At 28.6% G+C, this 14821-nt stretch carries 16 protein-coding genes; 15 read left to right on the forward strand and 1 reads right to left on the reverse strand.

What is annotated here, in order from left to right; genetic code table 4:
• The first annotated feature begins 379 nt into the window (after nucleotides 1–379).
• The 12 genes from T384_RS0104815 to T384_RS0104875 all read left to right on the forward strand — a co-directional run bounded on the left by T384_RS0104815 (nucleotide 380) and on the right by T384_RS0104875 (nucleotide 11929).
• Complete coding sequence (locus T384_RS0104815) at nucleotides 380–685, forward strand: hypothetical protein (RefSeq protein ID WP_027120065.1); 306 nt, start codon at nucleotides 380–382, stop codon at nucleotides 683–685.
• A complete protein-coding gene (locus T384_RS0104820) occupies nucleotides 675–926 on the forward strand; it encodes a hypothetical protein (RefSeq protein WP_027120066.1) in 252 nt (83 codons plus the stop codon). Before T384_RS0104815 ends, T384_RS0104820 begins: the two co-directional genes overlap by 11 nt.
• A gap of 351 nt (nucleotides 927–1277) precedes the next feature.
• Nucleotides 1278–2903, forward strand: a complete 1626-nt coding sequence (locus T384_RS0104830; RefSeq protein WP_027120067.1) for a hypothetical protein — start codon at nucleotides 1278–1280, stop codon at nucleotides 2901–2903.
• Entirely contained in the window at nucleotides 2896–4179 is a 1284-nt protein-coding gene (locus tag T384_RS0104835) for a hypothetical protein (protein ID WP_027120068.1), read from the forward strand. Before T384_RS0104830 ends, T384_RS0104835 begins: the two co-directional genes overlap by 8 nt.
• Nucleotides 4136–4462, forward strand: coding sequence for a hypothetical protein (locus T384_RS0104840; protein WP_156933142.1), 327 nt, complete (start codon nucleotides 4136–4138; stop codon nucleotides 4460–4462). Before T384_RS0104835 ends, T384_RS0104840 begins: the two co-directional genes overlap by 44 nt.
• 3 nt (nucleotides 4463–4465) lie before the next feature.
• Nucleotides 4466–6661: a hypothetical protein gene (locus T384_RS0104845; RefSeq protein WP_027120070.1), complete on the forward strand. Its 2196-nt coding sequence runs from the start codon at nucleotides 4466–4468 to the stop codon at nucleotides 6659–6661.
• Nucleotides 6662–6746: 85 nt separating this feature from the next.
• Nucleotides 6747–7253, forward strand: a complete 507-nt coding sequence (locus T384_RS0104850) for a hypothetical protein (protein WP_027120071.1) — start codon at nucleotides 6747–6749, stop codon at nucleotides 7251–7253.
• Nucleotides 7254–7263: 10 nt separating this feature from the next.
• The gene (locus tag T384_RS0104855) at nucleotides 7264–8184 is read left to right on the forward strand and encodes a hypothetical protein (protein ID WP_027120072.1); all 921 of its coding nucleotides are present in this window, start codon (nucleotides 7264–7266) and stop codon (nucleotides 8182–8184) included.
• Nucleotides 8184–9617: a hypothetical protein gene (locus T384_RS0104860; RefSeq protein WP_027120073.1), complete on the forward strand. Its 1434-nt coding sequence runs from the start codon at nucleotides 8184–8186 to the stop codon at nucleotides 9615–9617. Before T384_RS0104855 ends, T384_RS0104860 begins: the two co-directional genes overlap by 1 nt.
• A complete protein-coding gene (locus T384_RS0104865; RefSeq protein ID WP_027120074.1) occupies nucleotides 9592–10989 on the forward strand; it encodes a hypothetical protein in 1398 nt (465 codons plus the stop codon). The genes T384_RS0104860 and T384_RS0104865 overlap by 26 nt, the downstream gene beginning before the upstream one ends.
• 39 nt (nucleotides 10990–11028) lie before the next feature.
• The gene (locus T384_RS0104870) at nucleotides 11029–11445 is read left to right on the forward strand and encodes a hypothetical protein (RefSeq protein WP_027120075.1); all 417 of its coding nucleotides are present in this window, start codon (nucleotides 11029–11031) and stop codon (nucleotides 11443–11445) included.
• On the forward strand, nucleotides 11432–11929 hold the full coding sequence (locus T384_RS0104875; protein ID WP_027120076.1) for a hypothetical protein: 498 nt from the start codon (nucleotides 11432–11434) through the stop codon (nucleotides 11927–11929). The genes T384_RS0104870 and T384_RS0104875 overlap by 14 nt, the downstream gene beginning before the upstream one ends.
• A 121-nt stretch (nucleotides 11930–12050) precedes the next feature.
• On the opposite strand, the gene T384_RS0104880 is transcribed toward T384_RS0104875, so the two are convergent.
• Nucleotides 12051–12515, reverse strand: coding sequence for a hypothetical protein (locus T384_RS0104880; RefSeq protein ID WP_027120077.1), 465 nt, complete (start codon nucleotides 12513–12515; stop codon nucleotides 12051–12053).
• 343 nt (nucleotides 12516–12858) lie between these two features.
• Between T384_RS0104880 and T384_RS0104885 the strand changes: the two genes are divergently transcribed.
• The 3 genes from T384_RS0104885 to T384_RS0104895 are packed head-to-tail and all read left to right on the forward strand — an operon-like array spanning nucleotide 12859 to nucleotide 14364.
• Nucleotides 12859–13044 (forward strand): hypothetical protein, encoded by a 186-nt coding sequence (locus T384_RS0104885; protein ID WP_027120078.1) that lies wholly within the window; start codon nucleotides 12859–12861, stop codon nucleotides 13042–13044.
• Complete coding sequence (locus tag T384_RS0104890) at nucleotides 13037–13273, forward strand: hypothetical protein (protein ID WP_027120079.1); 237 nt, start codon at nucleotides 13037–13039, stop codon at nucleotides 13271–13273. The genes T384_RS0104885 and T384_RS0104890 overlap by 8 nt, the downstream gene beginning before the upstream one ends.
• An 8-nt stretch (nucleotides 13274–13281) precedes the next feature.
• A complete protein-coding gene (locus tag T384_RS0104895; RefSeq protein WP_027120080.1) occupies nucleotides 13282–14364 on the forward strand; it encodes a tyrosine-type recombinase/integrase in 1083 nt (360 codons plus the stop codon).
• Nucleotides 14365–14821: the final 457 nt, after the last annotated feature.

The raw sequence follows: 14821 nt of genomic DNA on the forward strand, positions 1-14821 counted from the left end.
TATTCGGGACTATATTTAGATATATTCCCAAACTGTGTGATTATTTACAAAATTTCTAAATAAGTTTAATTCGTAACTTTTTTGTTACAAATTGAAATTTGAGGGTTTTTCCAAAAATAGAAATTTTTTTTCAGGAAAAAATTGCCCCATGCGTTTATTTAATCTATGACCTTAATTCGATTTCAGTGAGAGCGTTCGCTTGACAGTTCAAAAGTTTTAATTTTTAAAAGAACTTTTTTCAAATGAATTTATAAGTTGATTTTCAATATTAACAAGAATCACGTTTTTATTTTTAGGCACAAAGATAAATTTGGCACGGTCTACTGTTTAGCAAAAATTGCGGAAATAAAAAAACACGTTATCGAAATGGTTTATTTTAATGAGTAATGTTTTAATCGAAAGAAAATCAGCTTGCCAATCAGGAATTTCTCCAAAACTTTTTTCGTTGTTACGTTCTTTTTTTATCCAAGTATACACACACTCAAAAATTAAGAAAATTACTATCGGAAATTATGACGATTCTTTTAATTGAGGAATTGCAGCTGAAATCGAATTAGAAAATGGCGAAAATCATTTTCATTGATTAGATCATAAAGATATTTCTTTTTCAATTTTGAAATGATACATCGATTTTGATTTAACAGTTTTAAAGAAAATTAGAAATTCAGGAGCATTTGATAAATAACAAAATGGAAGATAACATTAAAAAATTACTCGTTAATTATTCAAAGGGTAAACCTCCTTATATTGGTGCAAATCCAAACGATGATTGAGAATTAATATACATATCACTTTTTCGTGCTTTTCAAAACAAGAAAAACACTTGTGAAAAAATTCACGATATTTATATTAGACAAAATTACATTAACACTAAAGTTTCAGATTATTACAGAAGAAAAAGGATGTTAGACGATGAAAAGGAATAAAACTGTTGATTGTAATGGAAAATTATTTGCAACAGAAAAAGAAGATAAAAAAACGAACTTTTAAATTATTTTGATAAAGAGCTTATTAAGTGTAGAAGCAAAAAAATAAAAACATATCTGAAAATAAGTGAATTAGAAAAAAAAGAAATATGACTAGAAAGCGTTATTGAAAATTTAGAAAAAAACAATGACTGTTAAATGAATAAGGCAAATTTTAAATCTAGTTAGAGAATTACAAATGTTTACATTGGATTTTGCTGAACAAAAAATAAACTTAGCTGAGTTATTTAAAAACCAAAGAAAAATAGAAGAAAAAATAATTTCGTTAATAAAAAGTTGAATAAAAAAATAATGACCAAAAAGATAAATAAGCCTCCAAAATTTACTGAAGAAAAACTAGCTGAGATTTTGCACTACACAGATCTAGATGCAAATCCAACTTTTGAGGCTTTTAAATCTAACGCCTTTTACAAAATTTATTCAGGTGCAAAAGGTGTGTCAAAATCTTTTGGAAATGCTATTGAAACTATTTATCGAATTGTTAATGAAAAAGAATTTTGTTCTGTGTGATGTCGTAATCAGTATAACCACATTAAAGGAACACTGCTTCCGATGTTTGACAAAGTATTAGATTTTTTAGCTACAGTGCACGGTCTAGACTTTAATCCTTATTTTGAAAAGTATATCAGTGGACTTTATTGAAACTACAATGACGGTGGAGAGGGAAGAGCAATCTTTTTTCAAAACTGAGAATCTGTTCAAGCGTTTCAAGGAATAACGCTAAAAAAGCAAAACCACCGTTTTGGAGAGCTTGTAATAGACGAACCAATTGAAGACCCAAGCGATACCAAAACTCATTTATCTAAATTGCTCGAAATTTATGAAATTCAAAAAGATAAATTGCCCTTGTTGTTGGCGAACACTGTATTTCGTTTAAAGTCACCTGATGGTTTTAAAGTAAACGTTAAATTTCTTTATAACATTTTTACTACTGACCATTTTTTGATTCAAGAGTATCACAACAAAGTAATTAATTTAATTGACAAATCAGGTCAAATAAATAAAAAGAATTTAAACGAATTAATAGAAAAAAAATTTCTCCAAAAGTATGATGCAGATTTCGACAATGGTTTAGGCATTATTGTGACAATGTATTCCAAAATGTTTTTGCCGGATTCGAGCTTAGACGAAATGCAAATTAAAAATTCTGAAAGTTTAAAGAAAAGCAATTTCAGATTATGGAGTATTACTGTTGCCGGATTTGCTTTTAAAGAACAAAACGATTATTTTAATTATTATTTACAAAATTTCATTTTCAAGCCTAGCGGAAAAATAATAGATCGCACACTCCCAAAAAATACTGATTTTTCAAAACTTTATGATCTAGGACATATCAAATACGTTTTGGATGGGTTTGATGCCGGAGTTAGCGATAACGCGTCTTGAGTTCGTATCTTATTAACTGTAACCGGTTCTATAGTTGTATATGACTTAGTTGAGAATCTAAATTCTAAAAATTTTACTAAAAAATTCAGACGCACAATAATAAACGAATCTTTACTTAATCATATACAAGAATCGAATCATAGCTTGAATTTACCAAGCGATTTTGAAACTAATATATTTACAGACAACGACATAATAGCTGAGAACATAAATCACTTAATGATAGCAAAGAAAATTCTTGGCAGATGCTCGCTAGCTATTCGTAAGGATACTAATTCGGATTCCTTTGGAATTATTAATAGGCAGAATTGACATAAATGAATTTTGGAGAATAACTTATTATTTTTCAAAAAGGGAACAGAACTGTTATTGCATCATTTAGCAAAACAAGTAATCGTTAAAGGAGATGAAAAAAGAGATGAAACACTTAATCGAAGTATATACGACTTAATCAATGCTTTTGAAATGGCATGTAGTAATATCTACAAATTTCAGTTTGCAATGAAAAGAAAGGAATTAGCAAATGTCTAATATTCAAGACCAACCAAAAGAACAACCACAATCAAGCTTTAATTTCGCAGCTGCTTTTGGTGACGCAGAACAAGTTATGAGAGCACAAGAGCAAAATCATTTTGAATCGAGAAATCAAAATTATGCAAAAGATATTATTAAGCCAAATTTGAAAAATACTTTTGTCAACTATGCAGCTAACATTCAGACTTTTTCAATTGCAACAAAACAACCTACTTTCAAATTTGATAAAAAAGAAATTCAAAAAGAATTTGAACAATTTTTATTTGTTAATCAGTTTTTAAGAAAGTTTCAAAATTTAGAAACGAATTTATTCAAACTCGGAAAATACGCTTTTGGTATTCGTAAAAACGCAAATGGAAATTTAAAAATCCAAAGCGGAATTGTAATTAATTATCAGTATGATTCAAACATGAGTTTATCAAAATTATTAGTTCAAGTTGATACTGCAACTAACAATAGCTTGAATTATGCAATTGTTGAAGATTGAGATTTATCTAGAAAAGATAGCTATGTTCAAAAGTATGCGATTGAACAAGGCACAAACAGTAATAAAGAATTAGGTTCAATCAATTATCGAAACAACTTTGAAGAGCTTAATTCTTATGAACAAATTCCATACATAATTTTTTTTAATCGTTGGAATGATAGTAATGAATTAAATGACATTGACGAATCATTCTTTAAAATTCTAAATTCCAATATGAAATTCTTAGATTTGGATACAAGATTTTCTTCACCAATTTTTTACGCCAATGATGACGAAAAAGAAGATTTTAATAAGGCGTTATTTTCAGATGAAAACCGTGTAGTTTCTCAAACTATGCAATCTCAGTTTTTAAGAGGTGCACCTGCTAACTTATTTCAGGGAAATCCCCAATCAACGTTTCTTGTTCAAAAGATGGATAAACTATTTGCTTGAATTAAAGATTTTGGATTGCTTAAAAAAGATAGCTCATCGTTAGGATCTAAAAATCTGCAAACGACAGAAGCAATGAGTTTGTCAAGTAATTATGAAGACAATATCGAGTCAAAAGCGAACTTGCGTGAAATGGATTTAATTATGTGAGTTTACTTGTGATTTCAATTAAAAGAATACAAAGTAGAAATAACTGATATTGATGTGATTGTTGCCGGATCTACAAAATGACTACAATCAGAAGCTGTTAAGTACTTAGGAACGCAAGACGGAAACACTAAAAAAATAGCTAGCAATTCAAAGGATGCGATTAATGGCACTGACACCAAGCAAGAAAAACAAGATGTGGAAGATTAGTGCATTAACAAGTTTGTCAGCAGTTGTTGCTGCAGTTATAGCTGTTTTTTATATCGACTCATTCTCTGACAGCATTAACTGATTTAATACAAAACAAGATGTCGCTATTTCGTTTACATCAGGACTAGCTTTAGGAATAACAATTGTTATTTGATACCCCATTAAAATTTTGTTAAGGTGAAATAAAAAAAGAAAACTTGTAAATAAAAATTTAGATCTAGATATTAAGCTGAAAGAAAATCAATTAGAACAATCTCAATCGTTAGTTCAAAAAAAGGAATAGACAATGAATCAATTAGAAGTAATCAACATAGCAGACATGTATCCTACAAGACAATCTATGGACAAACTGTATATGTATGAAATTACAAATCGAGATTTGTCTACTTTACAAATTGAAGAATCGTCTATTAATTTTTTTGAACTAAGCAATGAAAAAATTATATACGGTCATTTTTCATCTAACACCATTTCAATGAATGTTACGCCACCAAGCGACGACCAAATTGTGCGAGCGGCTGAAGTAAATTACAAAACAAGCTTGCAGTTTTTAACAAACGACGATTTAGTTAATTCTAGTGAATTACATAAATACGTTTTTTCCAAAAAACAATTCACACAAGAAGACAGTGATAATGGATTTCAACCCGAATTCTTTATTTTAGGAAATGAAAATACAGTTATCTATACTCCTGTAAATAATGAAAAAATGTGGACGCTTAATTTCATTGAATTTAAAAGTTTGGAAGTTTTTAAAAATTCAAGAAGTGTCTTTGTTCTTGAAAAAAACCTCTCTAACAAAACTGATGTTAATGGTATTGAACTACAATTTGAAAATTCTGCTTTAATAAATAATATAAAAGTTATTGGAAATTTACTATCAGTATCAGATAGCAAAAAAATTTACAAAAATTCATTAATTGATTTTAACGATGATTCAAAGTATTTTATTTCTTTATTTGCTATTCCAGTGATCAAAGGAAAAAATGAAATTCAGGTATATACAAGTTCTTTTAATAAAAATTACTCGCTTATTTTTAAAGATTTAATAGAGGGAATAAATGGAAACGATTTCTCTGTTAATACAGAATTATATATTGGCCAAAAATATGGAAAAAAGGCTTTGGATTTAATTGATGATTTAATTTCTGTTACTAAAGTCGTAACATCAGGATATTCTGAAATGAGTAACGAAGAAATTCAATCGTTCAAAGAAACAAAATATTCAGGTAACAATCCTAAAGAATATTGTGATTTCAAAATAAAAGAGTTTCTTAATTCACTAGAGGACGATGGTCAAAAAGAAGACGTATCAAGAAAAATTAAAAATCAAATACTAGCTTTAAGTGAATATTTGTCAAGTTCATATTGTTGGAAAGGTGGACTTACAGAAGAGCATAAAATAGGTTTGCCAATTTATATGAATTATGACAAAAATAAAAAAATTACTATTTCAAGCACCTATTACAATTTATTACAAAACGTTAAAAATCCTATCAGTCCAAATTTCGAAAATATTTTTAAGGGTTATTTAAACGGCAATATCATAAAATTTAATAATTCAGTAATAAATTTTCCGAACGTTCCTTCAAAAATAGAAGAACAAAATCTATCAAATACTCCTTTGGATTATAACGAAAATTCTTATAATTTAAATTACATGTGTTATTTGTTTTTTGATTCAAATGAAATGTATAAAAATCTATTGTTCGGAAATATCGAAACAGATAAGTTGTCTTCTGAAACGCAAAGATTAACATATGAGTTCACAACAGACATTCCTGAAATAACTGCTACCATGACTGTAACACAAACTACATCTATAACTAATGGACCCGGTATTGTGCAACAAACTTTTATATCAGGAAATAAAATAAACCAAGTTGCATGAGAAGATAGAAATGCTTCAACTCGAGGTACTGCAGGTCAACCGTATCCTAATATTTATAGAATCAACGATGACATAAAAAATAAAATTAACGAATACATAAAAACCGTTGCTGAACAAAGAGCTAGAATCAATCTTAATATTCCTCAAGGAGCCATTTTTCAAAATTCCAACGTTTTAGAATACAATGTGATAAAAACTACAACAACAAAAGAGCATCCACCAACAAGACAAGAACCATATCAATCGGTAGAAGCAATTGTTAATTTTAGTTTAAAAATAAGTGTCGAGTTCCTAACAAAAAAACCAATAATAATTAATGATAGAAGTTTGAATTTTATTTTTACCTACTATCAATGATCAAAATTTTTGAAAGACAATAACTATTTAGAAAATAAAACTATAAATTTAATACCAATAAATTTAAATGAATATAAAATTCAAAAAATAAACTCACTAAACCTATCAGGATTTTTTATAAAGAAAATAAATATCAAATTCAAATATTCAGACTCTAGTTTTAAATCATTTGAAAACATTGAATTGTTTGATAATGATAATGAATCTTACACACAAACAATAATCAATTTTTAAGCACAAAGCTCGAACTATGCGAGCATAAAAAAAGTTAGATAAAAAATCAAAACGAATTATCGCGTTTTCAAAAAAAGGAAAAAATATGCTTAAAGATTTAATTAAAAAATTAGCTGACAAATTGGAATTAAAACAAGATGACGTAATGGCTAAATTAGGATTTACAGAAGAAAGCAAAATAGAAGACTTTAGAAAAACTTTTGATATATATTCAATTTTTGAAACTAAAGACGAACATCAAAAATATTTTAACGAAAAAACGGCAAATCAAAACCAAAAAATTGTTGAATTAGAAAATATCAAAAAGTCTTATGAAGAAGAAAAAAATAAGCTATCAGATGTTCTTAAAAACAACTCAGAACGTTTATCAAAAATTGTTAATGGCGAATGAGCTTCGTTGGGCGGTAAAAAACAGTTAGATCTGAATACTTTACCTGAAGATTTTGATTTTACCAACATCAATAAATCTTTACTTAAGTACGCTGATGAAAATCAAATAGGATTACCAAAAATAAATTCGATTCCAAAGAATGACAACAAAGAAAATAAAACAACAAATAATATAACAGTGTTTGGAAACACTGTTGTTTAAAGGAAATAAAATGGCATTAAATTTTGAAAAAATGGTTTCAATGTTTGCGACAGCTACAAATGGAACCGACAAGCTTCAATTACCGGATAATCAATTAGGTATATTGATGTCTGATATTGTTGAAGGCTCAACGCTTAAAACACTATCTTCAAGATCAGTAACAAGTTCTGTTGATTCAGGATCAATTACTTATTTAAAAATTATTAGAACTGATAAAAAAGAAAAAACAACAATTGGACTTTCTGAAGTTCCGGCATCTAGTTACAATCCAATAACCTTGAACTGGGGTAAGGCATATTACAACTCAGTAGGTTTTACTGCGTCAGACTTAGCAAAAGGTGTCCCAAATGCAGCTGCTCAATACATGATGCTGTTTGCGGATGATTATGCAAAAGATTTTGAAATAGACGGTTGAAAGAAAATTGAAGAAACAATTTTAACTAATAAAACAACTCAAGCCCCGTATTTAACTTTGCCTGAAAAAAACAAAGTTAATTACATAGTTTCAAAATTAACAAACAAACTTCTTACTCTTGTAGATAAAAAAGAAGGAATTAGATTCATTAATAGAAATTCGATTGTTGTTCACATGAAGCCTGAACTATTAGACGAATTATCTACTCAAAATATTATTGGCAATCGTGCTGATGTTTCGTTTGCTGGAGGTAGATATTCTATCGGGACATTTATGGGCTACACTGTAATTAGTAATCAATTTTTAGACAAGTATGATATTGTTGTTGCAACAAACTACTCTATCGGAACCGCTAATAGATTGTTAGCGACTAATATTGGTCCTGTTGGAAATACCAACGATATTCAAGTTTATTATGAACATCAGTCTTTAATGGGAATAATTTATCCGACAACAATTTTTGGATATTCGATGTCAACAGCTGCAAATAATGCGGACGCACCAAAAAGTGCTTAATGATTGTTTTTTCAACAAGTAAAAAAACTAATCAAATCAACAATATTATTGACCAAGTTGGTAATGGATTAGTTTACAAAGTAGACTTATTAAAAAAGAAAGAGAAAGCGATAATTCAAGCAAGTTTGCCTTGATGAGCGAGATTGTTTATATCAATCGGTTCTCAATTACTTTCTTCAGCTATTATTGGACTACTGGCTTTTTTTACAGGTGGTCTAGCTGCACCTCTTGGTTTCTTGATTGAGTTTGGTATAAATGCAGGAATTGATTTAGCAGTAGATATTGCAACAGGGCAAACTGATGGATTAACTATTGCCTCTGATATCTTGTTAAACTTGATACCAACCTTTACGAAATACAAAGGGGGGATATTTTCGGGAGTAAACTCGAAAATTTCACGAATTGGAAACAGTATTGATGATGTAACTGATGCTGGGATATTTAAGCAATTAAGTCGTGAATTTGATACATTTGGAAAAAATGGAATCAATAAGATTTCTAGGAATTATTATAGAACTGATACCCTAATTGATTCTTTGAAATTCGAAGGATTAGGAAGTAAAGTTCTCTCATCATCTAGAAAAGCTACATATTCAAAAATATCTAAAAGTATTAAAGTTTACAACAAAACTCTTGGAATGGTTTCTAAAGTTTCTGCAATAGTGACCTCACCAAATTACGCCGTAAAAAAAGCAACCCAATTTATTTTTAAAAAACCGCTTGCTTTCATTAATAAGAAATTAAATGGACAGATTGACAAGGTCGTAGATTTCTTTAAATCAGGAACAAAACTAACTCGTAAAGCTGCAGAAAAATTAAAAAATCGTTTTTATTTTAATTCTCAATGGATAGATTACATTCAATTTATGCCAAGCAGTTACGGAATCGGTTTTGTAAATGCAGTAGTTAGATTTAAACCTGAATCAACTAATCGAAAAAAGCCCGTCGTTTTGTTTAACAAAAACATTAATGACATTGCTCAATTTATCTCTGCTTCGAGTCCGGGAAAACACTATATTGATAATTTCTGCTGAGGATGAAAAATTAGCAAAATTCTAAATTTCAATAAGAACCTTGCGACTCTCTCATTTATCCCTTTGTTTTCAAATTTGATAACACCAACAATAACAACATTTAATACAATTCGCAGAATACAAAAGCAAATTGAAAATGAACAAAGAATAGGATGATTTGATCAAGACTTGATAAAAGAAGCTTTAACTGGAGCAGCACAAGGTATTCTTAATGGAATTAATTTTAAAGGCTTAGGCTGAATTAAGGCTGGGGCGAAAACAATTATGAATAATGATCCAAGGTATTTAGCCAATTACGGTGCAAGGAAAATTACATCGTATGCTAAGAAAAAAATAAAAACTGCAAACATTGCAAAGTTAAGGAGAAAAGCAAATGGATTCAATAGCGGACTTTCTTAAGTCCTTTGGAATTAGCAAAGAAGACTATGAAAACAATAACGGAGGACTCATTGGAAAGTTTAGTATTCCAAATGCCATCATTCGTTATAACCCTGATTTAGAAAACCAACCTGACAAAGTTTTTTATTTAATTGCAAACACTATTTTTGGCGTTATTAATTCAATTGTTAAAAATCGCCTAGTTTTTTATAAGCAAGATAATTATGAGAATTTCAAAATTGTTGTCGGACAAACAAGAGCGGAGAATCTAAAATCGGCTGTATATGAAGAATTAAAGCAACGTACGCTTAGTAATTACTTTCCGGAGTTAAGTAATCAATCCACACTAATTTCTAATGCTGTAACGCTTAATACGAATCAGCCAACATTAGACACAACTGTTCAATTAGTTAATCCAACAGCTCTGAATTTGATTATTGATTCAAAGTGGGAAGATTTACCTTTAAAAAAAGAGAATTTTTACGATAACGCTTTGAAGTATTTTGCAAACAAAAATTTATCAAATGTCAACTTTGGAAAAGAAGAAGCAAATAAATTTTTGCAAATTAAACTTGATGGAAGCGTTACTAAAACTGATATAGCACCGATAATTGCAATAAATGTTAAACAAGAAAACGATGAAATCAAGAATAGCATAAACACTGTTTCTAATGAACTTAAAAACAAAGTAAACAATGCACAATTATCTGATTATTTGTTAACTGCAGATGCTATAACAAAATTTGATTTAAAAGCAGATAAAAATTACGTGGATTTAGAGTTAGAAAAAAAAGCTAATAAATCAGATTTGTTAAGCACTTCTACAAGTAGCACTATTGATTTATCAAATTATGTAACTACTCAGCAATTTGAAACATACAAAACTAATCATCAAACTAATATAGACACTACATTTGCTAAAGAAACTGAATTAGTTGAAGTTAGGCAAAAAGCAGAAACTGCAGTAAACACTATATTAAATTACACTCTTTTAACGGACTTTAATAGTTATAAAAACGAAATATCAAAGTCGCTTTCAGAATTATCTAAAAGCAAAGAAAAAACTTATTCAAAAGTTAAAGAAATAAATTTAGAATTAGCAACGAATAACGATTCCGATAATTATGTTGATTCATCGCGAATCACTCAAACAGATAACAATGTTTCTGAAATATTTAGTACAAATACAATCAAAAAAATTGTAATAAATGAAGATGATGTTCAGCCTTGTGAAATAGTTTTAAATAAGACTTTGGATTTAAAAAAGCAAAATTTATTTTTTGGATGATCTAAAGGTAGTAACGTATCTTTAACAATAAGTGGTGTTGTCAATGCATTAATATATGATTTGTATCAAAATTATCTGAAAATATCTTTCTACAAAGAAGAATAATAAAACCAAAACAAATAACCCCAACATAGGAGACTTATTATGACAGGATTCGCTGTTTGACTGATTAATTTATTTAATGTTGACCCAAGTCAATGGGCAACTACTGATTGAGCATTATTTTCTGTTTTAGCTATTTTAACTCTTGTATTTATTATTGGGCTATTCTCAACAATTTTTGGACTGTTTAGAAGCTTAATTAAACGCAATCAAAAAGTTAAAGTTAGTAAACAACAAGAAGATTTGCTTAAATACGGTAAAGGAATTTGTACTTTTACCGTATCTAACAAAAAAGAGCAAAAGACAGGAATTGTATTGAACGATTCACACAAAGTTTGATACTTTAATCCTACGACAAAACATTATGTAGCAGTAGCAATTGATGATCACGAAAGATTTGATAAATCTCCGGATTGAGAACGCGTACAAATAAAGGAGCCAATTAATGCAAAACTTTAAAAAATATGGTCTAAATTTGATTGGGACATTAATCAATTTAATTACTAATTTGATTCTGCCCTTTTTCCAAATGGCAACAATGGTTGTAGCTGTGTTTTCACCTAAAGCGACAAAAGTAATGGAGAAAGCATCTTGCTTTATTAAATTAGCAGGAAAAAAATTCCAAAAATTAGAACTTTCTATTTTAAATGCACCTGAACCTGATCCGGTAGAAAAAACCTATACAGAAAAAGATGTAAATAAAATTATTGAACAAAAAATAAAGGAAGCTTTAGGTCAAGTTAAAACAGCTATTAATACAGTTTCAACTAAGCCAAAAGAAACTGAAAAGAAATCTGTAGCTTTGGTAAAATTAGAAAATACAGCAAAAGTTACAAAAGTTGATTTCAACGGTTTAACTGTTGAAGCAAAAGATGAACCTAAGCCGGAATTAAAAGAAGCTGAAAAGCCAAAAGAAACTGAAGAAACAAAGCCTAGTTTATAAAATAAAATCAGCCTCTTAAATGGCTGATTTTTTTGCACTAAGAACGTTTAAAACAATAAAAAAAACCAACATTTCGGCGGGAAATGCTGGCCGCTGTCCTATAGGATGTTAATATTATATATTATTTTTGCTCTAAATTAATATTAATTTGTTTGATAATTTGTGAAGATTGTTCTGCTAAATCATTTCTTTTTTTTATTAATTCCATTTGTTTTTTTCTGAACTCAGGCAACAAATAATCATTTCAATGTTTTTGCGAAGGATATACTGAGAAAGCGTATATCAGTGCAGGTACCGCACCAAGAATAAACAAGAAAAAAAGAACTCATAAAGAAAAAGGATTTTTTGGCTCATTTAAAGAATCAAATTCATTAAAAGTAGAATCAAATTGTTTTTCCAAATTTCTTAAATCATCAAGTTTTGAAAATTCTTCTTTTCTGACTAATTCAATTTTTCTTATGGTGTACTCTTGACTCACATCTTGCTCAAGTTCTTTACTAAAAGTTCAACCAAACTGTTCGTAAAGATACTTTACAGTATTTATGGTAGATTTATTTTCATGAAATGAAATAGTTTTAGTTTCCAATTTATTTTCTCCAAGTTTTATCTATTATGATATTATTATATCGTTAGGAAAAATGATACGAGCATTTTTTCATTACTTAATATTTTTATTAGTAGGAAAAAATTATAGGTCATTATTCTTCGAAAGAAAATGGCTTTTTATTTTTCTCTAACACTGCAAAATAAAAAAACCACCATGATACGAGCATGGCGGTTAGATAAGGGACAAATGTCCACAAATCTAGCCATAATTATAGCATTTTAAGTCTATATAAGCCATTCTTTTATCTTGGTAGTATCAAGAGACTATAGAATGGCTTTTTTTCGTTCTACAGTCGCTTAAAACAAAAAAAGGAAGAATAATAATGAATAAAGAATGGACAAAAAACAAAGTTTTAAAACTAATATCCGAAATAGATTCTTACAGAGCGGTTTTAAAAAAACAATTGGAATTATTGAAAGTGAACGATTCTTTTGTTTGGGAATTGATGGGACACATTAACGAATTAATTGAAACTGTATATGTAGTATTTGAGGATCAAAATGAGTAATTATAAATATTTGCCACAATTTTGAAAGCTCTTCAAAAGTTCAAAAAACATTAACACAGCTGATAAGTTTGAAATTATGATTGCATTAAAGAAACTAGCTCGCAAAGCTATTGATAATAAAGAAATAAAAACTGATAACAAATATTTTGAATTCGTTTCAAAAATTGCAAACGGAAGACAACAAATTAACAAAGAAACAAAGCAAGCTTATTTTCAGTTTGCAGACTAGGAATTAAAATGGAATTAAAAGACATTGACTTAAAAACAGAGATTGATTATTACACTAAATATTTGAATGAGAACGCAAGAGCTTCATCTGTTTATCACCTGTCTAAACTGCTAGATAAATTTAAAAATCTGCAAGATCTAAAAAACGTTGATGAGATTAGAGCTATCGCCATAAATAAAGTTAGATGAAACAACAATACTAAAAACTTGTTTTTGCAAATTGTTAAATCTTTCTTAAATCATATTTCAAGAAAATTTTCAAACGTATTGGGGTCTTATTTCAATACAAAAGTTCCGCAATTTAAAAAGTTCAATAAAATAAAAAGCTTTCGTTTAGCTTATAGCGAATCTGATTTGCAAAAGATTGACATTTGTCTTAATGAATTTGGAAATGAAAAATTTAAATTTCTTTTTAATGTTCAAAAAGAAAATGGTTTAAGAATTGCAGAATTTTGTGAGCTTAACTGAAATGACTTTAATGAGAAAAATAACTATTCTATAACTATCGTTTCAAAAAAAGGTGGTAACGAAAGACCTGTTGCAATTCCTTTAAACTTGATTAAAGATTTAAAAAAATTTAGGGATTTAAAAATATCGAGAAAAACCTTTTTGAATTTGTTTGGTATCTTTCAAAAATTTGCAGCTAAAAAATATCCGGAAGAATTTGACCCTGCATATAATCCAACAAGTGCCAAAAAAATACATTTTCATGGATTAAGAAGAACTTTAATAACTAATATGTATTATGAATGAAATTATAGTGTTGAAGAGATTTCGAGAATTATTGGTCACTCTAGCGTTTTAATGGTAACAAAAACTTATATAACTACAGATCCAAGAATATCAATCCAATTATTAACAGATTACCAAAAAAATAATTTCGAGACAGCAATTAAAAGGAATGATGCTGAGTATGTTAAATTGCTGCAGAAGAAAGTAAGAATATTAGAGTATGTAAATACAAAACTAATTAATAAAGCAAAAGAAAACAATATTGGAGGTATACGTATAAATGAACTTGAAAGAATCGCTAATCAGTCAAATTTCCCAAGATTTGAAACTGACAGATCTAATATGAAAAAGTTCTCCTAAATCATATAAAGAATGAAATCAAATTTTAAAGCTACACGGTATATACAAAACGGTTTCTAATTTTCTTTATTCTAAAAATTATCAACATTTGTTTAAAACTGTATGCGATGTTATAGCTTACGGAAGTAATGATTTAAGTGTGTTAATGTCTAGATTTCTTTGAAACCATTGACATCGTGTTATTAAAAGTATACTAAAAAACGGAAACGCTTTCGCAATTTTCCGTTTTTATCATTATTTAAACGCGCAAATCTTTGACTCTTGGTCAAGATTGAACAATAAATTAAGTGTTTGTATTTATTCTGGTTGCAAATCTATATCAAATAGAATTTCGAGTTGCTGAATTATACTTTGCCAATTACGAACTTTCATTTGCCTATCGTCGCGTTCGTAATTCATGATGCCTAAATAAACAATTTTTAGAATTGCTTTATTATTAACAAAACTAGATTTGGTT

The sequence above is a fragment of the Mycoplasma testudinis ATCC 43263 genome (assembly GCF_000687795.1).
Taxonomy (GTDB): domain Bacteria; phylum Bacillota_I; class Bacilli_A; order Mycoplasmatales; family Mycoplasmoidaceae; genus Mycoplasmoides; species Mycoplasmoides testudinis.